Raw genomic sequence first — 18,699 nt, 5'->3', positions numbered from 1 at the left:
GCGCGTAAGGGCGATTCCACACGGCTGCCCCCCTCGGCACCCACCTGTGAGTGGTGGCGGTTCTCTGACGAGACGGTCGCGACCTCCTGCCCAGCCGGTCACGGACGCTCCACGCATCGGGCACGGCCAACTTCACCCGGCACGTAAGCTCCATCCGGACCCCGGCCGGCGAACCGGGCCCCAGCGTGATCGCTTCGACGGAACATCCCGCCGTCGTCAGGGGTGTTCAGCCAGATCGTGGCCGGTGACAGCGCGGGCGTAGGCGCACAGGGCGGAGATGACCTCACTGCGGGTGCGGCGGCCGGCCAGGACCTCCATCTGGTAGCCGTCCTCCATGGCCACGAAACTGGCGGCCAGCAGGCGGGGCGGGTCCCGGAGGACGAAATGGCCCTGCGCCCGGCCCAGAACCAGGATGGCCGAGTACACGGCGATCTGGCGTTCCGTCAGCGCACTGTCGAGCGCTGCGGCCCGGGCGTCGCGCAGGCAGCGGGGCCAGTACTCGAAGAGCAGCCGGGTCAGTGCGTCGTCGGGCCCGCTGGCCACTCCCTTGTCGATGCACGCCCGGAGCTGGTCGCGGGCGTCGTCGAAACGCGTCGCGGCCTGCTCTCGTTCCTGGCTGTAGCGCTCGATGGCCTGCTGGTAGGTGCCGTGGACCAAGGCGTCCAGGTCGCCGTAATAGAGCACCGCGGCGGGCGTGACGCCCGCCTCCTCCGCGATGTCGCGCAGGCGCAGGCCCTCCAGCCCGCGCACCAGCAGGGCGCGCTCCACCGCCTTGCCCAGCTCGGCCCGCCGAGCCTCCTTGCCACTGCCTTTCCTGGCCGCCACGCGGGTCCTTCCACGGTTGGTTCTGTTGTACACGGATTTAACGATAGCTCCACAGCTATTGACGGGCCAGTGCGCCATGTCTTAAATCTGCGTTTAACAAATCTGCGGGCTCTACGGAGGCATCATGACCCATCCGACCGACGCCGAGGCCAGAACCGGGCCCGCGCCCGCCCAGGCCGGTAAAGGGCTGCGCGGTGGGTCCGTGGGCCTGCTCGCCGCCGTCACCCTCGGACTGTCCTCGGTCGCCCCCGCGTACAGCATCGCCGTGACCCTCGGGTTCGTGACGCTGATCGTCGGGGACCTCGCGCCGGCCGCCCTGCTGGTGGGGTTCGTGCCGATCCTGCTCACGGCCTTCGCCTTCCGGGAGCTCAACCGCGAGATGCCCGACTGCGGGACCACCTTCGTGTGGACCACCCGCGCCTTCGGGCCGCTGACCGGCTGGCTCACCGGCGGCTGGGTCGTCCAGAGCGCCACCCTCATCGCCATGACGGCCCTCGCCCAGGTCGGCGCCACCTACCTGCTGCACACGCTCGGCCTGCACGCCCTCGCCGGCAACAGCGCCGCCGTGACCCTCACCGCCGTGCTGCTGCTGGCCGCCGTCACCTCGATCGCCTACCGGGGCCTGCACCTGGCGGCCTCCGTCCAGTACGTGCTGCTGGGCCTTCAGCTGGTCGCCCTGGTCGGCTTCGGCGCCGCGGCCTTCGCCCGCGACGGCGCCGCCACCCCGTCGCTCGACTGGCTCAACCCCTTCGCCTTCACCGATCTCGGATCCTTCGCCGAAGCGGTACTGCTGTGCCTGTTCATCTACTGGGGCTGGGACGCGCTGATCACCGCGAACGAGGAGACCCGCGACGGCGAGCGCGTCGCCGGCCAGGCCGCCGTCGTCTCGACCCTCGTACTGCTGGGCACCTACCTCTTCATCGCGTTCGCGGCGATCAGCTTCGCCGGAACCGGTACCGATGGCATCGGGCTGGGCAATCCCGCCAACGCCGCCGACATCCTGACCACCCTCGCCCCGCCGGTACTGGGCGCCGCGCCGGCCAAGGTCATGGAGCTGGCCGTGTGCGTCTCGGCCGTCTCGGCCCTCCTCACCTGCCTCGTCGGCTCCTCCCGCAGCACCCTGTCCATGGCCACCCACGGCGCCCTGCCCCGCTCCTTCGCCCGCATCCACCCCCGCCACCGCACGCCTGGCTTCGGAACCCTCTTCTTCGGAGCGGCCGCGGCCTGCCTGCTCATCCTCCTCAGGGCTGTCTCCACCGATTTCCTCGGCGACGCCATCCTCTGCATCGGCCTGCTCATCGCCTGCTACTACGGCACCACTGCCCTGGCCTGCGTCTGGTACTTCCGCAAACGGCTCCTCGACTCCCCACGCGACCTGCTGCTGCGCGGCGTCCTGCCCCTGCTCGGCGGCCTGACCATGCTGGCCGCCTTCGCCCGCAGCGCCCACGACATGTACGACCCGGCCTACGGCAGCACTTCCCTCCACGGCATCGGCGGAGTCTTCCTGCTCGGCGCCGGCTCCATCGCCGCCGGAACCCTGGCCCTCCTCATCGCCCGCACACGCTTCCACCGCTTCTTCCGCGACGGCCGCACCACGGTCGCCGAACTCACCGTCACCGAGGACTGACACCCATGCGCACGCTCGCCATCGCCGCCATACAGACCACACCGGTACCCCACGACCTCGAAGCGAGCTGGCAGCGCTTCGCCGACCAGGTCCGCGCCACTCGCGACCTGTTCCCCCACGTCCAGCTCGTCGTCGTCCCCGAACTGCTGCTCGCCGCGGAAGGCGCCCTGCTCCAGCCGGCCCCGGACGACTGGATGGAACAGGCCGCCGTCACGATCCCGGGCCCCCTCACCGACCGCATCTGCGCTCTCGCCGTAGAGACCGGCCTGTGGCTGATCCCGGGGAGCCTCTACGAGCGAGCCGCGGACGGGCACATCTACAACACCGCGCTCGCCGTCTCACCCGAGGGCGAGATCGTCGCCCGCTACCGCAAGGTCTTCCCCTGGCAGCCGTACGAGAAGACCACCCCCGGTCACGAATTCACCGTCTTCGACATCCCCGGCGCCGGCCGGGTGGGCCTTGCCATCTGCTACGACGGCTCCTTCCCGGAAACCGCCCGCCAGCTCGCCTGGCTGGGAGCGGAGATCATCATCCAGCCCACCCTGACACCCACCCGCGATCGGGAGATGGAAATCGTCTGCGCCCGCGCCAACGCCTGGACCAACCAGGTCTACGTCGTCAACATCAACGCCTCCAACCCCGCCGGCGTCGGCACCAGCACCATCGTCGACCCCGAAGGCACGATCCGGCAGCAGGCCGGACCCGGCGAAGAGATCCTCATCGACGTCCTCGACCTCGACACCGTCACCCGAGTGCGCCGATACGGCACCGCAGGCATCAACCGACCCTGGACCCAACTCGCCCGATACGGAGAATCGATAGAACTCCCCATGTACGGCGGAAACGGATTCCGCACACCGCAATGGCTCACGGACGAGACCGCATAGCACCGGCGGCCCGAACAGGCATTGCCGCTTCCCGCCGAGCGCAGCGGAACCGCCACACTCGGCAGGTAAGTCCGGCCTCCACCGGCACCGCATGCGCCGCCCGGCGCATGGACCATTCGTCCCAGGCCCGCAATCACTCGCATACCGCAGTGTGTGGTGCCCTGTGATCCCGCTCGTCTCGCACCGGCATCGAGCGTCGGCTGTGCGGGATCTCGGCAGAGGTGCTGGGCGTTCCCGTACCGGCGGTGAGCCCGGACAGTTGCTTGTTCGCCGTAGACGAGCACGGCAGTTCCGCTCTCGTGGTGGTGGCACAGGCTCAGCGAGCCGGGCTGTCGATCACCGTGCGGGACGATTTCTGCCTCCGCACGGTGGCCGAGTCGATTCGCCTCTGCCGGGACGGCGTGACGGCGGCCGGTCATTCCTCGGACTTGATGTACGCCTCGTACTGCGCTGCGGTCTTCAGCCCGCGCAGGGCGTCCCCGTCGCGGACGCGGATCTCGATCATCCAACCGTCGTCGTACGGATCCTGGTTGATCAGGTCCGGCTCGTCGTTCAGCTTCTCGTTCACCGCGACCACCTCACCAGCCACCGGCATGTACACCTCGGTGGCCGCCTTGACCGACTCCACCGAGCCGAAAGGCTCCCCCGCATCGAAGGTGTCGCCAACCCTCGGCTGCTCGACATAAACCATCTCGCCGAGCTGCTTCTGGGAGAAGTCGGTGATACCGACGCGGGCAGAGTCACCGTTCACCCGGATCCACTCGTGATCACTGCTGTACCGCAGGTCGGTGGGGTAGTTCATCGTGTGTGCTCCTTCGGCCGTGAGGTGCCGAGCGATCGGGCTGGCGATCACGGAGTCTGCCCGAGTGCGCGACGCATGGGAAAGGACATCCACCCGTAAGGAGCAGCGGCTCTCAGCCTGGGACTTCGGGTCGTCCTTGATGCCGGATCCGCTGTGGTGCCCCTCTGTGTGGATCACCGCACGCCGTTCACGTGTACTTCACCCAGGCGTTGCGGACACGAGCCGTTCGGCCCATACCCTGCCGCACCTTCACCCGCGATCGCGGATGTCGGGAACTTCTCGGACAGGCGGTCCATCGCCGCGGCCTCCGCGGCGTCCGTGGCCTCCCGGGCAAGGCTGACGGCCAGATCCGCCAGGCCCGGGTTGTGGCCGACGAGCAGCAGGGTCCGTACCTCGTCCGGTACGTCGGAGATCACTTCCAGCTCGCGGAGGCCGGGGACACCCAGGACGTCACCACCCGGCTCACCCGGCTCCTCCGCCGGGGCACCCCGCCGACCGCCAGCGCCACGCCTACGCCCACGGCGGCATCCGCGCGGTCCTCGACCTCATCACGGCCACCGCCGAACGGCCGGATCACGGAACGTCAGCACGACTCCTTGGAGGCGCAGCAGCCACCGGGCCGGCGCACCGACGACGAGGTTGCTCGGCGCCATCGGTGCTGGCAGCCCGGGCCGCAGTGGCGTTGAGTGCGGTGTAGCCCTCGTCTATCCGGCAGGCACTGGTGCGTGGCGGATTCGGCGCAAGTCGAGCGTAGCGCAGTGGAACGAGCCTCCCAGTGCCTGGACATGGCGGAAGGGTAGGGGCAGCGGCGTGAGACCCAGTGAGACGAGGAGCGCCTGGAGCTTTTCGTCGCCTGCTTCGACGACGACGTGCTCGTGGTCAATGACCAGCAGGTTCATGTTCACCCAGGGGCTGGTCATGTAGAGCGGTGGGCTGTCGCGTGGTTCGGGCGTCGGTGCGGGTAGGAGTTCCCAGCCTTCCAGGGGAGTGCCGACGAGGTGGACGGGATCGATCCGCTCGGGGTTGTACAGGGCCAGGCCTTCGCGCAAAGGGCACAGGGTGGCGTCGATGTGCATGGCGTGCGGGTCATCGGGCTGTACTAGATGGACACGAGTGGAGGAACCGAGCTGATGGCGCAGGTGGTCAACACCTGAGCGGTTGGTGACGTGGCTGAGCTGACCAACGACAGTCCCAGGCCCCAAACGCAGGAAGTCGGCGGCGTCCCACGCGGGGCGACCCTCGCCAATCACCCGGCGTCCGGAGTACGAGGGCCCGCTGGCGAGGGGGTCGACGCTGAGATCCACGGCCGACGGCAGCCAGTGCCCACCCGACTGGCGGAAGCGCTGCAGGAGCGGCCAGTAGGCCAGCAGCTCGTGACGGCGGGTGCGCCATGCCATCGGGGCTTCGATCACCCGGTTGCCCATGACGAGCAGGACATCCCGAGGCATGGCCGCGCAGTAGCCGTCGAGTCCAGCCCACGGCACCCGACGGGGGCGGTGCACCACACAGCCCACGGCCTCCAGCAGTTCCGCGAGGCCTTGGAGTTCCCGCTCGGCAGCCTCGACGATCCAGGACGGGAAAGGGTGCCCTGGGCGGAACTCCCCCCAGTACTCCCGAGGCATCGTCGCCTCGATCATGCGCTGGTCCTCGGCCGGGAACATCGCCCCGTAGGCGGTGCCGACCACCACCTCTCGCAACGGACTCCACTCGTCGCAGGCATCCACCACGATCATCTGCATCGCTCTCCTGGCTGCCACGCCGCACCGTCGGGATGGCGGCGTCCGTTCTCGCTGGCCGCCCACGCCCGGCGAGCACCCCGACATCATCGACGAGTGGAGGTCAGCTGGGCGAGTGGCGCCACACCAGTCCACCCGAATCAGGGACTCCATTTTCGGCCAGCCACTCCCAGCCAGGCGTAAGGCAGCCCGCCCCCGGTGTCGGTTAGGCGTGCCCCCGTCCGTCATCGCTCGATCCTTAAGCTCGGATGCGTTCAGACCTGGCCCGGTCCGCCCCCTTCCTCCCGGACCGAGACCTCGTCAGATGCCGGAGGCGGGGAAGAGCGCCGGCCGCCGTTGCTCGCACGGTAAAGCGATCAGGCGACTCCATCACGGTGAAGAGGCTTGACCCGAATGGCTGAGCGGTGACATCACGACTACGGACGATCCTGCGTGCCGGTAGCCTGCCGGGATGAGCCAGCAGGTGCGGGCCGAGCGCCCGGTGGGATGGAGGATGGCCATGGCCCTTCGTTATGACTGTTCCACGGCGTCGGGCCGGGTCGACGGGTTGCGTGTGGCGGCTCTGGCAGTGCGCCGGGGTGAGTTGGTGGTGCTGCCGACGGACACCGTCTACGGCATCGGCGCGGACGCGTTCGATCGCGACGCGGTGCAGGGACTGCTGGAGGCCAAAGGCCGGGACCGGGCCATGCCCTCACCCGTGCTGGTCGCCTCCCCCGACTCACTGCACGATCTCGTCGCCGACTTCCCCAAGCAGGGCTGGGCACTGGTGGAAGCCTTCTGGCCCGGCGGGCTGACCCTCGTGGTGCGCCACAAGCCGTCGCTGAACTGGGATCTCGGCGAGACCCACGGCACGGTCGCGGTCCGGATGCCCTCCCATCCGGTGGCACTTGAGCTGCTCGCCGAGACCGGGCCGATGGCGGTCTCCAGCGCCAACCTGACCGGGCACCCGTCCCCGCAGGACTGCGATGCCGCGCAGGGCATGCTCGGCGACTCGGTCGCCGTCTACCTCGACGGCGGGCCCACCGAGGCTGCCGTCGCCTCTTCGATCGTCGACCTCACAGGCCTGGTACCGGTCCTCAAGCGCGCCGGAGCGATCAGCGCCGAGGACCTACGCAAGATCGTTCCCGACCTGCTGGAGCCGTGACCGCCAGGGTGCCCGGCCGCAGCCGGCGCACCCGTGCCCCTTTGGCGGACCCCGTGCTGTGGCGTGCCGTGCGGGGTCGTAGCCTGCGGCCATGACCGACGCACCGTCCCCCACGCCGTCCGAGGCCTTCGAACTGCTGCTGGCCGGCAACCAGCGGTTCATCACGGGCACGCCTGAGCATCCGAACCAGGACGCGGCGCGCCGCACCGAGACCGCGCCCGCTCAGCGCCCGTTCGCCGTGCTCTTCGGCTGCTCCGACTCCCGTCTCGCCGCCGAGATCATCTTCGACCGGGGCCTGGGCGACCTTTTCGTCGTCCGCACGGCAGGCCACGTGGCGGGGCCGGAGGTGCTGGGCAGCATCGAGTACGGGGTGAGTGTGCTGGACTGCCCGCTGGTCGTGGTGCTGGGCCACGACACGTGCGGGGCGGTCGCAGCGACCCGCGCCGCCCTCACCGAAGGTGTCGCCGCCACCGGGTACGTACGCGATGTCATCGAGCGTGTGACGCCCAGTGTCCTGGCCGCCCGTGCCGCCGGGCTCACTGAGGATGACGACATCATCGCCGAGCACATACGGCACACCGTCGACCTCCTCCTGGACCGCTCCCGTGTGCTTGCCGACCAGGTGACCACCGGACAGACAGCCGTGGTGGGACTGTCCTACCGGCTGGCCGACGGCAGCGCCCGAGTCGTCACCGCCCGAGGCCTGCCGAAGGAAGCCGCCGCCTGAACCGGCGCGGCCCCAGGCCCTGTCCTGCTACGGATCGTCCGATCAGGTGTAAACACACCACTCAGAGCACGTGGTGAGTGGTGTGATGGCCCGGGTGATGTCAGATGAAGGTGCCCGCCAGGGCATCGCGGCCCCCCTGAACGGCGGGCACCCGCCGGCTCCTCGCCCCTCGAAGCCACAGTCACGTCGCCAGGGGGGCGGGAGACGGTGTGCAACCACATGCCGAGCAACCGCGGACTGCCTCGGCACCCTTGGGCCGCCCGGGCGGTTAAACGACACGGACCACCTGGGCTGGTCGTTACACCAGCATGACCGACTTCATGGTGCAGATCCCCGCGGACTGGCTGGCCCGGGTCTTCCTATCGCTGCGCCGGGGCGCATCGGACGACGCGAAGACCCTGGCAGCAGAGCTGCGGCCGTTCACGGAAAAGCCAGGCCAGCGGGTGCCTGTCCCGAGAACGACCGTACTGCGAACGGAGTTGGCCTTGCGCGGAGAGATTGAGATCACCGACCAAGAAGGCCGGCGTGCGCGCCTGTCCGAGGAAGCCGAGTACTTGATCAAGGCCCGGCTGCCCCGCCGGTAGGACCGTAGATCTCCGTGCGGACGTGCGTCGTCGGGGTGCTTGCAGATCGACCCCCGGCGGACGGTCCGCAGGTGTGCTCGCGGTGCCCCGGAACTAACGCAGGCGGTCGTCGCCTACCGGGCGTCCGAGGCCGGCTGCCCCTGTTCACCTTCGTCATTGCCGGAGCGGGGTTGAGTTTGGCACGGGGGACGGAGAACTCGGCGGGTCGAGTGCGGCCTGGGTGAGTGCCTGCGGCGCTGGCGGCAGCGGGGGGGCAGTTCTGCGGTCATCCACGTGCTCTCTCCGCCGGCCCGCGCGCTGAAGCGGAGCAGGCGGCCGTCGTCGTCGATCCAGTAGCGGGTGTTGCCGAGTTTGGACTGATCGGCCCCGGCGGTCGGGGCGGCGGGTCCGGCGACGACGATGACCGGGGCCTTGGCAACGTGGTCCTGCCTGACCAGACGTGCGCTACTACGGGCGAGGAGCTGGGCGTTGTCGGGGCGGTCAGTGCCCAGGTTGAGCAACAGGAGAAGGGCTGCGTCGAGCGGGGAAACGTGCGCATCCACGTCGACGTCCAGCCCCCCACACCCCGCCTGCACTGGCCCCGCGTCGAAACACCCACCCACATCGCCACCACCGCGTGCGCCCGTCCGCTCGACGACGCGATGCGGACGGCGTTCGCCGAGATGATCCACTGGCTCCAGGCCGGCTACGGGCTCACCAGCAGCGAGGCACAGCTCCTCCTCGGCCCGACCGCAGAAGCCCGCTGCACTCAGATGGTCAACCCGCACTACACCTGCATCTGCAACGAAGGCCCGTGCCCGCGGCCTGGTAGCAGCCTTGGTGCGGGCTGCGCGGACCCGCACGTCAATGCCCCGGTGACCTCCTGCTGACTCCGGCTCCCCTGCGGCGACGCGCATATGCAGCCCGGGAATGGCCGTCTCACACCACTGCTGCTGGTCATCTGTCATGCCGCATCGCGGCCGCAGTCGGGGCGATGAACGCGGGGATGCTCCGGGCTCCGGGTGGGCGCCCGACAGGATCGGGCGCCCTCATGCCCCGGCCGGCGACGCCCGGTGCCGCTCGGGGCGCCACCGGTCGTGAAGCACCGGCTGCGGGGGCAGCATGGAAACGAAGCCCTCAACCGGTCCGTACCCCGGCCGGGCTCCGCTGAGGAGGGAGCCGTCAGGGATGGGTGCACACGAGCCGCTCCCGGATGAGGAGCGGGACCGACGGGAGGGGCCGTCGCCGCCGGGAGGGCTGCTCGATCTGCTCAGCGTGGCCGCGGTCGTGCTGGACACCCGCGGGCGGATCGTGTTCTGGAGCCCACAGGCCGACGAGGTGTTCGGTTACACCGCCGAGGAAGCTCTGGGCCGGCACGCAGCACACCTCTTGGTCCGCGAAGAACACCAGGAACTGGTGACAAAGCTGTTCGCCGAGGTGATGAGCACCGGGGCGAGCTGGGCAGGCGCGTTCCCCATCCGACACAAGGACGGCAGCACGCGCCTGGTGGAGTTCCGCAACATGCGCCTGCTGGACGACCTCGGCGACGTCTACGCCCTGGGCATCGCTGCCGACCAGAGCATGCTGCATCGGGTGGAGACCGACCTGGCCCTGTCCCAGCGCCTTGTGTCGCAGGCCCCCATCGGCATCGCCCTGCTGGATACCGACCTCCGCTACCTCCTGGTCAACCCGGCATTGGAACGTATCAACGGTGTCCCGGCCGCCGACCACATCGGCCGCCGAATCCAGGACATCGTTCCGTTCCTCGACGTCGACACCATCGAGTCCGCGCTGCGCCAGGTCCTGGTCACCGGCACGCCGCTGATCGACCAGTACTCCGTCGGCCGGACGCCGGGCGACCCGGACCACGATCACGCCTGGTCGGTGTCGTACTACCGGCTCGAAGGTCCCAGCGGCCGGGTGATCGGCGTGGCCAGTTCCGTCGTAGACGTCAGCGAACGCCATCGGGCCGCGACGGAGGCTGACCGCGCTCGGCGCCGCCTGGCTCTGATCGCCGACGCTTCCGCCTGCGTCGGTACCACGCTGGATGTGGAGAAGACCGCCCATGAACTGGCCCAGGTCGCCGTCCCCGGCTTGGCCGACTTGGCGGCCGTGGACGTCCTGGACGCCGTGCTGGCCTTCCGCCGAGCCTCGGGTCCCCACGACGGGCCGGAGGTGTTCCGCGCGCTCGCCGTGGCCGCCGCCTACCCGACCGAGGCCACCGACGCCGCGGACAAAGTCGGCGACCTGTCGTCGTACGGGGCGGACCGGCTGATCACCCAGTGCGTCCACACCGGACAGCCGGTACTCGTGGCCCGTGTCGGCGACGAAGACCTTCTCCGCATAGCCCGCGACTCCGATGCCGCGGCGTCATTCTCACGGGCGGGCGTGCACTCCTATCTCGCGGTGCCGTTGATCGCCCACAACGAGGTTCTCGGCGCCTTCGACCTGCTGCGCGCCCGCAACCCGCTCCCGTTCGACGAAGACGATGTGATCCTCGCTGGGGAACTGGCTGCCCGCGCTGCTGTCGCCATCGACAACGCCCGCTGGCACCAGAGCGTCCGCAACGCCGCCGAAACCCTCCAGCGCAGCCTCCTGCCCGGCCACCCGCCCCAAGCCCAAGGCCTGGACATCGCCTCCCTCTACCAGCCCGCCCAGGCATCCCACGAAGTCGGCGGCGACTGGTACGACGTCATCCCCCTGACTGATGACAAGACGGCCCTGGTCGTCGGTGATGTCATGGGCAACGGCATCGACGCCGCCGCAACCATGGGCCGGCTGCGCACCGCCACCTGCGCCTTCGCCGACCTTGACCTGGCCCCTGACCAGGTCCTCCAGCATCTCGACAAGATCACCCTCGGACTCGAGCACTACATCGCCACCTGCGTCTATGCCGTCTATGACCCCCACGACCACCGCTGCCACATCGCCAATGCAGGACACCTCCCGCCCGTCCTCGCCGCAGCGGGTCACCACCCCCGACTCCTCGACCTGCCCACCGGCGCACCCCTCGGCGTCGGCGGCGTCACTTTCCACACCACCGACTTCGACCTGAACCCCGGCGACCGGCTCCTCCTCTACACCGACGGGCTCGTCGAAACCCGCCACCACCCCATCGACGAGCGCCTGAACACCCTCGTGCACATCCTCGACGGACCCCGCCGGCCCCTGGCCGATACCTGTTCGTGGCTCCTGCAGACCCTGCGACACCCCGATGACCACGACGACGTCGCCATCCTCATCGCGCAAGCCACGGCCGAAGCGCACAACGGGGCGACACCGGCCGCGATCGCCCGGACAACTCCTAGCTAGCCAGCCAGCCAGCTGCTGACGGGGGTTGCGACTCAGCCTTGGTGAGGAAGGAGGTGAGGACCTCGCGGTAGTGGTCCGGTTCTTCGGCTGAAGGAAGGTGGGAGCTCTGCTCGAAGAGGACCCACTCGGCGCCAGGGATGCCGTCAGCCAGAGGTCGGACCACCGTGGGGGTCGTGAGGTCGTGGCGGCCGGAGGTGATGAGTACGGGGAGGTCCAGCTCGCCCAGGCGAGGGGTGACGTCCCAGTCCTTGAGGTTGCCGGTGACGTCCCATTCCTTGCCCCACATGATCCCGTACACGTCGTGGTTCATGTTCGCGAAAGAGCGGGTGAGGTGGTCGGGCCAGGGGTCCAGGCGGCAGAGCCACCGCTGGTAGAAGGCCATGGCGGCCCCCTCCTCGTCCCGGGCGATGGCGGCCCGCGTGTCAGGCGGAAGAGAGTGCTCCAGGCGGCGGGCCTCGGACTCGTACAGGGGCGCACTGGCCAGGGGGCCGGCCAGGGTGAGGCTGGCCAGGCCGACGGGGCGGGTGAGCACGTACTCCAGGGCCACCTGGGCACCGAAGGAGGGGCCCAAGAGGTGCAGCCGCTCCAGCCCGAGGGCCTCCCGGACGGCAGTGACCTCCTGGACGAAGGTATCCATGACCCACAACGCGGGGTCTTCCGGATGGTCCGAGCGCCCGCACCCGAGCTGGTCGTAGAAGATCACGGCACGGTCGAGTGCCTCCAGGTCGGTCATGTAGTCATGAGGGCAGCCGGGTCCTCCGTTGATCACGAGCAGCGGCAGCTCTTCGCCAGGCTCACCCACGATCTTGTACCAGGTGCGGAACCCATGGAACGGTACGAAACCCTCAGTGACCGCCATGACGCGCCTCCATCTGAGATGGGCACATCCCCATCATGGGCAGGCCGCAAGTCCGCCCGTCTCCCGCCTTGGTGACCTCGACGCCGCCGAAGAACACCTCCACCTCGCCCTCGACATCCACGGCCTCGACCGCCGCCGCACCCGCGCCCTCGTCCTCGCCGACCTAGCGGCGTCCGCCTGCGCCAAGGCGACGTGGACGGGGCCATGGCCACCTGGCGCAAGTTCCTCGACTGCGCCGACGGCATCCGCTCCATGAAGGTCCAGGCCGCCCTGCAGGAAATGCGAGTCCGCCTCCGGCGGTACAACGGGGTCCCAGAGGCCCAGGAGCTCCGCGAACGGGCGGCACGCATCGTCATCTGACTGGCATCCGCTGATCTGCGAAGCGAGTGGACGTCAGGGTCCGGTCAAAACTCTGGGCGGGGCCTCTGAGGTTGGTGGGCGCTCTCGTTGCATTCGGACAGGCCGGCGAACAGAGCACAAGGCCTCGCTGTCTCCGTGATCGCTTGCACAACGTCCAGATCGGCGTACGGGTTGACGGAGAAGCTCAGTTGCGGCTCGCGGCTCAACCTCGTCATGGTCATCGCCGCGAGTGCGACGAACTCGTCCGTTCGCTCCCACATGGGGCTGAACACATCGCCCCAACACCTGAGATCCGGCAAATCGGTGCCGCTGACATCCACGACTAGGACAGTCGGCATTAGCTTCGACTGCCTCACCTTCCGCTTCTCCCGCAGCACGTTGCGCGCCACTTCCTGTGCCGTCGCGATCATGTGAGGGCTGTTGTACGGCGCCGTCATCGTGCTGTGGCTCTCGTTTGGCGTGACCCGGATGGTCACCCACGCAGCAGGTATCCCGTCCTCAGGTCTGGCCGGCGCGGCCTCCACTCGCATGGATGTGACCCCCGGCCCTCCGCCGGACGGCAGGAACGCCTCGATGATCTCCCTGCGCACCTTGTCCCGAATTGCCACGGGAGGGATGGGGTCAGTGGATGTAGTCACCACCGCCGGCATGCCTCTCGCCTGAAGCCCCGCACGCAACTCGCGGGTCAAGCTGTCAAGGCTCTTCGGTCGACGCGAGCTGACCTCGATACCGAAACGCGTCGCACCGGCGTCAAGGAGTAGATCGGGCCCCTCGCCTCCGTTGAACCGGAACGGCACACCGCTCGCCGCAAGGTGCGACGCAACCGTAAGTTCGGCTCGGTGCGTAAGGAAGAGCTCCATACCTTCCGCGCTCTGGTCCCAGAACCCCCGGAAATCCTGGCGCTTTGCTGCGAGCCCGTCAGGCTGGACCCGCTCCAGAATGGCGAGGGTCTCCTCTATCACCGTCAGGATGGGGCTTCGCCACCACGCGTGGACGACGCCCCGGTAGCGGTTCGGACGCTCCGCCTCGAAGTACCAACGCAGTGGGTGGGTCGGAACTCCGTCCATCCACCGGCTGAGAACAGGTAGGCCATTTTCGCTCCGGTCACCCATAGATGGATCCTACGAGCCCGCAGGTCGCTCGTGCCATCAAGTTCTGGCGCTGGGTGTAGGCCGGCCTCAAGACAGCAGAACGCCGCCGTATGCCCCGACGACGGTAGGGCTCTGGCCCAGCCTCTGACGTCCCTCACCACCGCACCGCCTGATGGAACAGCGATTGCGCCTGCGAGGTCACCGCAAGCCCGACGCTGTCGGACCCCAGAACTACCGGTCCGATCGAGTTGGTCGAGCCCGCGCCTAGGCGTGTGGGGTGCACGTGCCCCAGCCGTGCCCTTCAGGGAGGCAAGCAGGGTCATCACGGGTGCAGACGAGGCCCCACGGAAGCCTCGGCAGAGGGGCGTAGCCCCGGGTCAGAGGCCATATCGGCGCCCCGAGCGGCCGGAGCGCCGCACGATCGAATCTGGCCGCAACCGTTCGCCGCGACCTTCCAGCTCGTCCACCCCGCCTGCTGGATGACCCACAAGCCCGGCCCGCTCCCTCCTCGACGGCGGCGCCATGAGCCGGCACAGCCCCCAGTGGAGCGCGTGACTCGTGGGACCGGTTCAGGCAAAGGTTCAGGCGGCGTCCGCCTCGACGGGGAGGTCGGCCAGGCGCCATTCCAGCATGCCGTCGGTGAGGCGTACGGCTTTGCGGCCGTGCTGGTGGAGCAGGCGTACGGCGTCATGGGCGAGGACGCAGTAGGCGCCGCGGCAGTACGCGACGACCTCGACGTCGTCCGGTAGTTCGGCGATGCGCTCGGCGAGTTCCCCGACCGGGATGGAGATCGCGCCGGGAATGTGGCCTGCGGCGTATTCCTCGGCTGGGCGGACGTCGAGGACGACGATTTCGCCCGCTTGCGCGCGGGCCTGCAGTTCGTCGCGGTCGACCTCTTCCGCCGCGTCCGTGCCGAGGTACGCCGTGCGTGCCGGTTCGACGGCGGTCTGGTGGGTCCGGGCGACCTGGCGCAGAAGGGCGTAGAGGGCGGCAACGTCATCGCCGGCGAGGCGGTAGTGGATCCGCACGCCCTCGCGGCGGGTGGCGACGAGTCCGGCCTGCTTGAGGGTCTGCAGGTGCGCAGAGGCGGTGGTCAGGTTCAGTCCGGCCGCCTTGGCGAGCGCGTCGACCGTGCGCTCGCCCTGCGCCAGCAGGTCGAGCAGTTCCAGGCGCTTCCCGCTGCTCAGTGCCTTGCCCGTGAGGGCGAAAGCGTCGTACAGGGCCGACTTGCGTACGGCGTCTCCCATGGCATCCTCCATAGATCCATGGAATATTGTATCTGTGGATGGGTGCTGGGACCACCGAGCCCCTACCGTGTCACCTGGAGGACCTAATGGGCTTCGCCGACGATCATTTGATACCCCTGGTGGACGAGGGACTGGGAAACAGCGCCTACCTCGTCGACCTCGGCGACGGACGCGCCCTCGCGGTGGACGCGAGCCGGGACCTGCGAGCCCTCCGGACCGCTGCCGGATGGCGGCGCCTGCGGGTGGCGTACGCGGCCGACACCCACCTGCACGCCGACTTCCTCTCCGGCGCCGTCCAGCTCGCTCACGACGACGACGCGACCGTGCTGGCCTCTGCCGCCGGCCACCGCGCCTTCCCGCACACGCCCCTCGGCGACGGCGACGAGACCGACCTCGGCGGGCTGACCCTGCGGGCCCTGGCCACCCCGGGCCACACCGACGAACACCTCTCCTTCCTCCTCCTGGACGGCACCCGCGAGCTGGGCGTCTTCACCGGTGGTTCGCTGATCGTCGGATCGGCCGCACGCACCGACCTCCTCGGCGCCGACCGCGCCGAAGAGCTGGCCCGCGCCCAGTACCACTCGCTGCGGCGCCTGGCCGAGCTGCCGGACAGCACGGCGGTCTGGCCCACCCACGGCGCGGGCTCGTTCTGCTCCGCCCCTCCCGGCTCCGAGCGCACCACCACCATCGGTGACCAGCGGCGGGCCAACCCGCTGCTCGCCGCACCGGACGAGGACGCCTTCGTACGGCAGCTGCTGGCCGGCCTCGGTTCCTACCCGGCGTACTTCGACCGGTTGGGTGAGGCGAACCGGCGTGGGCCGGCGGTCGTCGGCTCCGCGCCCACGCTCGCCCCGCTCGCGGTGGCCGATGTCCGCGGCCTCCTCGGCCAGGGCGCTCAGATCGTCGACGTCCGCTCCGTCGCCGACTTCGCCGCGGGCCACATACCCGGCGCGATCTCGATCCCGCTGCGTGGGCAGTTCGCCACCTGGCTGGGCTGGCTGCTGCCCGATGACAGCCTGCTCGTGTTCGTCACCTCCCCCGGCCAGGACCTCGCGGAGATCACCTGGCAGGCGCTGAAGATCGGATACGAGCGGCTGGCCGGTCACCTCGACGGCGGCATGGACTCCTGGACCAGCGCCGGAGGACAGCGCCAGAGCATCGAACTGCTCACCGCCGACCGCATGGAGGGCCGGCCCGTCCTGGACATCCGCCAGCGGGCGGAACACCTCGCGGGACACATCCCCGACGCGGTCCACATCGAACTCGGCGATCTCGCGGCCCGCTCCGGCGAGGCTCCGGCCGGTGCCGTGGTGGCCTGCGGTCACGGCGAGCGCGCCATGACAGCGGCCAGCCTCCTGCTGCGCGCCGGGCAGCGGGATCTCGCCGTCCTCGACGGCGGCCCGGGCGACTGGGTTAAGGCCACCGGCCGCCCCCTCCAGGAGGGGGCGTGAGCATCCACGCAGACGGCGATACGAGTTCCGGCATACGGCTCGGGCTGCGGGCCAACCTCCCCCAGTTCGCCCTGCTCGTCGCGGTCAACGCGCTCGTCGGCGGAATGCTCGGCCAGGAACGCACCGTCCTGCCGCTGCTCGCCGACGACGTCTTCCACCTGTCCGCCTACACCGCCGCACTCACCTACATCGTGGCGTTCGGCGCGACGAAGGCCGTCACCAACTTCTTCGCCGGCACCTGGTCGGACCGCTACGGCCGCAAGCCCGTCCTGATCGCCGGATGGCTGATCGCCCTGCCCGTACCCGTCATGCTCGCCTGGGGCCCCACCTGGGGCTGGATCATCGCCGCGAACATCCTCCTCGGCATCAACCAGGGCCTGACCTGGTCCACCACCGTCATCATGAAGATCGACCTCGCCGGCCCCGAACGCCGGGGACTCGCCATGGGCTTCAACGAAGCCGCCGGATACGGCGCCGTCGCCGCGACCGCCATGGCCACCGGCGCCATCGCCGAACACGCCGGACTCCGCCCCGCCCCGTTCCTCCTCGGCGCCGCCTACGCCGTCCTGGCCCTGGGCCTGTCCGTCTTCGCCGTACGCGAGACCCGCGACCACGCCCGCTACGAAGCCACCCGCCACCCTGGCCCCACAGGCGGCGGACACGAGGCGGAACTGACCACCGGCCAGATCACCCGCCTCACCAGCCTCCGAGACAAGGCCCTCTCGGCCGCCAGCCAGGCCGGCCTCGTCAACAACCTCAACGACGCCCTCGCCTGGGGCATTTTCCCCCTGCTCTTCGCCACCCACGGCCTGTCCATCGCCCAGATCGGCATCCTCGCCGCCCTCTACCCCGCCGTCTGGGGCGCCGGCCAGATGCTGACGGGCTGGTGGTCCGACCACATCGGACGCAAACACCTCATCACCGCAGGCATGCTGCTCCAAGCCGCCGCCATCGCGCTCGTCGCCGCCGGAACCACCTTCGCCGTCTGGGCCACCGCCCAGATCCTCCTCGGCATCGGCACCGCCCTCGTCTACCCCACCCTGCTCGCAGTCATCGGAGACGTAGCCCACCCCGCCTGGCGCGCCCGCGCCGTCGGCATCTACCGCCTCTGGCGGGACGGCGGCTTCGCCGTCGGCGCCCTCCTCGCCGGTATCCTCGCCGACGCCTACGGCCTGACCACCGCCATCTACGCCATCGCCGCCCTCACCGCAGCCTCCGGCCTACTCGTCGCAGTACGCATGTACGAAACCCACCCCCACACCTGACCCCCACACCGTCGAGGCCGCGGTGCCAGAAGTACGGCTGGACCCGGACCGCGCACGTACGGCACGTCCCTAAGCAGCAGTCACAGCCCGCCTGACCTCCGCATACACCCTCCGTCCATGCTCCGCCCAAGCGGACCAAGATCCGGACCAGTTGCGGACCAAGCTGCGATCACTCCGGTGCACTACATGCGTTTTGCCTGGTCAGTGGGTGTGCTGACCGTGTACTACCAGCAGACGAAGAACCTGCTGGTCAGCTACTCGCCGAAGAAGCTCGGCTTCTTCTAGGCGAGCGGCGGCGCTGCCCTACAGTGACCCGTGCGTGCGAGGGCTCGCGACGGAGAGTGGTGAGGCGGCGATGAGCGAACTGACGAAGCCCGAGGTCGAGGTTCCGGAGGGGGATGCTCCCAGCGAGCTGACCGTCCGGGACCTGGTCGTCGGGGACGGGCCCGAGGTGAAGCCGGGGATGGTGGTCAGGGTCCACTACGTCGGGGTGACCTTCGAGTCCGGGAAGGAGTTCGACGCTTCCTGGGACCGGGGCGAGCCGTACAAGTTCGCCCTGGGCAGCGGCAAGGTCATCAAGGGCTGGGACCGGGGTGTGCGGGGGATGAGGGTCGGCGGCCGGCGCGAGATCATCGTTCCCCCGCGTCTCGGCTACGGCAAGCAGTCGCCCTCGCCGTTGATCCCGGCCGGCTCGACCCTGGTCTTCGTGGTGGACCTGCTCGACTCGTACTCCGGCACGACCGGGTGGAGCAACTCCTAGGCCGGCCGCTCCTCCCCCGCGACGCGGACGGCGGGTCCGCGGG

At 69.5% G+C, this 18,699-nt stretch carries 18 protein-coding genes; 11 read left to right on the top strand and 7 right to left on the bottom strand.

Annotation, left to right across the window (positions count from 1 at the left end; all coding sequences use genetic code 11):
• Nucleotides 1-216 precede the first annotated feature (216 nt).
• The gene (locus ACWGDE_RS02835; RefSeq protein ID WP_453387170.1) at nucleotides 217-825 is read right to left on the bottom strand and encodes a TetR/AcrR family transcriptional regulator; all 609 of its coding nucleotides are present in this window, start codon (nucleotides 823-825) and stop codon (nucleotides 217-219) included.
• 124 nt (nucleotides 826-949) lie between these two features.
• Between ACWGDE_RS02835 and ACWGDE_RS02830 the strand changes: the two genes are divergently transcribed.
• Complete coding sequence (locus tag ACWGDE_RS02830; protein ID WP_453387169.1) at nucleotides 950-2,452, top strand: APC family permease; 1,503 nt, start codon at nucleotides 950-952, stop codon at nucleotides 2,450-2,452.
• A gap of 5 nt (nucleotides 2,453-2,457) precedes the next feature.
• Complete coding sequence (locus ACWGDE_RS02825; RefSeq protein ID WP_453387168.1) at nucleotides 2,458-3,339, top strand: carbon-nitrogen hydrolase family protein; 882 nt, start codon at nucleotides 2,458-2,460, stop codon at nucleotides 3,337-3,339.
• Between the two features lie 415 nt (nucleotides 3,340-3,754).
• Here ACWGDE_RS02825 and gcvH read toward each other — a convergent pair whose 3' ends face one another.
• From gcvH to ACWGDE_RS02810, 3 genes are all read right to left on the bottom strand, one after another.
• Complete coding sequence (gene gcvH, locus ACWGDE_RS02820; RefSeq protein ID WP_453387167.1) at nucleotides 3,755-4,141, bottom strand: glycine cleavage system protein GcvH; 387 nt, start codon at nucleotides 4,139-4,141, stop codon at nucleotides 3,755-3,757.
• A 173-nt stretch (nucleotides 4,142-4,314) separates the two neighbouring features.
• Nucleotides 4,315-4,557, bottom strand: coding sequence for a hypothetical protein (locus tag ACWGDE_RS02815; protein WP_453387166.1), 243 nt, complete (start codon nucleotides 4,555-4,557; stop codon nucleotides 4,315-4,317).
• A gap of 288 nt (nucleotides 4,558-4,845) precedes the next feature.
• Nucleotides 4,846-5,880, bottom strand: coding sequence for an amidinotransferase (locus ACWGDE_RS02810; RefSeq protein WP_453387165.1), 1,035 nt, complete (start codon nucleotides 5,878-5,880; stop codon nucleotides 4,846-4,848).
• Between the two features lie 496 nt (nucleotides 5,881-6,376).
• Here ACWGDE_RS02810 and ACWGDE_RS02805 point away from each other — a divergent pair, with 496 nt between their 5' ends.
• The 5 genes from ACWGDE_RS02805 to ACWGDE_RS02785 all read left to right on the top strand — a co-directional run bounded on the left by ACWGDE_RS02805 (nucleotide 6,377) and on the right by ACWGDE_RS02785 (nucleotide 11,623).
• Entirely contained in the window at nucleotides 6,377-7,021 is a 645-nt protein-coding gene (locus ACWGDE_RS02805; RefSeq protein ID WP_453387222.1) for an L-threonylcarbamoyladenylate synthase, read from the top strand.
• 91 nt (nucleotides 7,022-7,112) lie between these two features.
• Nucleotides 7,113-7,748: a carbonic anhydrase gene (locus ACWGDE_RS02800; protein ID WP_453387164.1), complete on the top strand. Its 636-nt coding sequence runs from the start codon at nucleotides 7,113-7,115 to the stop codon at nucleotides 7,746-7,748.
• A gap of 308 nt (nucleotides 7,749-8,056) precedes the next feature.
• On the top strand, nucleotides 8,057-8,332 hold the full coding sequence (locus ACWGDE_RS02795) for a hypothetical protein (RefSeq protein WP_453387163.1): 276 nt from the start codon (nucleotides 8,057-8,059) through the stop codon (nucleotides 8,330-8,332).
• A gap of 530 nt (nucleotides 8,333-8,862) precedes the next feature.
• The gene (locus ACWGDE_RS02790; protein WP_453387162.1) at nucleotides 8,863-9,201 is read left to right on the top strand and encodes a hypothetical protein; all 339 of its coding nucleotides are present in this window, start codon (nucleotides 8,863-8,865) and stop codon (nucleotides 9,199-9,201) included.
• Nucleotides 9,202-9,499: 298 nt separating this feature from the next.
• Complete coding sequence (locus ACWGDE_RS02785; RefSeq protein WP_453387161.1) at nucleotides 9,500-11,623, top strand: SpoIIE family protein phosphatase; 2,124 nt, start codon at nucleotides 9,500-9,502, stop codon at nucleotides 11,621-11,623.
• On the opposite strand, the gene ACWGDE_RS02780 is transcribed toward ACWGDE_RS02785, so the two are convergent.
• Complete coding sequence (locus ACWGDE_RS02780; protein ID WP_453387160.1) at nucleotides 11,616-12,482, bottom strand: proline iminopeptidase-family hydrolase; 867 nt, start codon at nucleotides 12,480-12,482, stop codon at nucleotides 11,616-11,618. The two genes, ACWGDE_RS02785 and ACWGDE_RS02780, sit on opposite strands and share 8 nt — an antisense overlap.
• A gap of 204 nt (nucleotides 12,483-12,686) precedes the next feature.
• Between ACWGDE_RS02780 and ACWGDE_RS02775 the strand changes: the two genes are divergently transcribed.
• Nucleotides 12,687-12,842 carry a hypothetical protein gene (locus tag ACWGDE_RS02775; protein ID WP_453387159.1) on the top strand — a complete coding sequence of 52 codons (156 nt, stop codon included), beginning with the start codon at nucleotides 12,687-12,689 and terminating at the stop codon, nucleotides 12,840-12,842.
• Between the two features lie 44 nt (nucleotides 12,843-12,886).
• Here the strand turns inward: ACWGDE_RS02775 and ACWGDE_RS02770 are convergent, their stop codons facing one another.
• Both ACWGDE_RS02770 and ACWGDE_RS02765 read right to left on the bottom strand, forming a co-directional pair.
• Entirely contained in the window at nucleotides 12,887-13,954 is a 1,068-nt protein-coding gene (locus tag ACWGDE_RS02770; RefSeq protein ID WP_453387158.1) for a hypothetical protein, read from the bottom strand.
• 560 nt (nucleotides 13,955-14,514) lie between these two features.
• Nucleotides 14,515-15,180 (bottom strand): ArsR/SmtB family transcription factor, encoded by a 666-nt coding sequence (locus ACWGDE_RS02765; protein ID WP_453387157.1) that lies wholly within the window; start codon nucleotides 15,178-15,180, stop codon nucleotides 14,515-14,517.
• A gap of 119 nt (nucleotides 15,181-15,299) precedes the next feature.
• Between ACWGDE_RS02765 and ACWGDE_RS02760 the strand changes: the two genes are divergently transcribed.
• The 3 genes from ACWGDE_RS02760 (at nucleotide 15,300) to ACWGDE_RS02750 (ending at nucleotide 18,656) form a co-directional block, all read left to right on the top strand.
• The gene (locus ACWGDE_RS02760) at nucleotides 15,300-16,631 is read left to right on the top strand and encodes an MBL fold metallo-hydrolase (RefSeq protein ID WP_453387156.1); all 1,332 of its coding nucleotides are present in this window, start codon (nucleotides 15,300-15,302) and stop codon (nucleotides 16,629-16,631) included.
• Nucleotides 16,628-17,896 (top strand): MFS transporter, encoded by a 1,269-nt coding sequence (locus ACWGDE_RS02755; RefSeq protein ID WP_453387155.1) that lies wholly within the window; start codon nucleotides 16,628-16,630, stop codon nucleotides 17,894-17,896. Before ACWGDE_RS02760 ends, ACWGDE_RS02755 begins: the two co-directional genes overlap by 4 nt.
• A 355-nt stretch (nucleotides 17,897-18,251) precedes the next feature.
• Nucleotides 18,252-18,656, top strand: a complete 405-nt coding sequence (locus tag ACWGDE_RS02750; RefSeq protein ID WP_453387154.1) for an FKBP-type peptidyl-prolyl cis-trans isomerase — start codon at nucleotides 18,252-18,254, stop codon at nucleotides 18,654-18,656.
• The last annotated feature ends 43 nt before the right edge of the window (nucleotides 18,657-18,699 follow it).

It is taken from the genome of Streptomyces sp. NPDC054956 (assembly GCF_053609185.1).
The sequence above is the reverse complement of the archived record's forward strand: the minus strand, read 5'-3'. Positions and strand labels throughout refer to the sequence as shown.

What these genes read in the sequence shown, in the direction of transcription:
- ACWGDE_RS02780 (WP_453387160.1), bottom strand. Translation starts at nt 12,482, where the DNA reads ATGGCGGTCACTGAGGGTTTCGTACCGTTCCATGGGTTCCGCACCTGG.
- ACWGDE_RS02795 (WP_453387163.1), top strand. Translation starts at nt 8,057, where the DNA reads ATGACCGACTTCATGGTGCAGATCCCCGCGGACTGGCTGGCCCGGGTC.
- ACWGDE_RS02775 (WP_453387159.1), top strand. Translation starts at nt 12,687, where the DNA reads ATGGCCACCTGGCGCAAGTTCCTCGACTGCGCCGACGGCATCCGCTCC.
- ACWGDE_RS02765 (WP_453387157.1), bottom strand. Translation starts at nt 15,180, where the DNA reads ATGGGAGACGCCGTACGCAAGTCGGCCCTGTACGACGCTTTCGCCCTC.
- ACWGDE_RS02830 (WP_453387169.1), top strand. Translation starts at nt 950, where the DNA reads ATGACCCATCCGACCGACGCCGAGGCCAGAACCGGGCCCGCGCCCGCC.
- ACWGDE_RS02800 (WP_453387164.1), top strand. Translation starts at nt 7,113, where the DNA reads ATGACCGACGCACCGTCCCCCACGCCGTCCGAGGCCTTCGAACTGCTG.
- ACWGDE_RS02810 (WP_453387165.1), bottom strand. Translation starts at nt 5,880, where the DNA reads ATGCAGATGATCGTGGTGGATGCCTGCGACGAGTGGAGTCCGTTGCGA.
- ACWGDE_RS02750 (WP_453387154.1), top strand. Translation starts at nt 18,252, where the DNA reads ATGAGCGAACTGACGAAGCCCGAGGTCGAGGTTCCGGAGGGGGATGCT.
- ACWGDE_RS02805 (WP_453387222.1), top strand. Translation starts at nt 6,377, where the DNA reads ATGGCCCTTCGTTATGACTGTTCCACGGCGTCGGGCCGGGTCGACGGG.
- ACWGDE_RS02785 (WP_453387161.1), top strand. Translation starts at nt 9,500, where the DNA reads ATGGGTGCACACGAGCCGCTCCCGGATGAGGAGCGGGACCGACGGGAG.
- ACWGDE_RS02825 (WP_453387168.1), top strand. Translation starts at nt 2,458, where the DNA reads ATGCGCACGCTCGCCATCGCCGCCATACAGACCACACCGGTACCCCAC.
- gcvH (WP_453387167.1), bottom strand. Translation starts at nt 4,141, where the DNA reads ATGAACTACCCCACCGACCTGCGGTACAGCAGTGATCACGAGTGGATC.
- ACWGDE_RS02770 (WP_453387158.1), bottom strand. Translation starts at nt 13,954, where the DNA reads ATGGGTGACCGGAGCGAAAATGGCCTACCTGTTCTCAGCCGGTGGATG.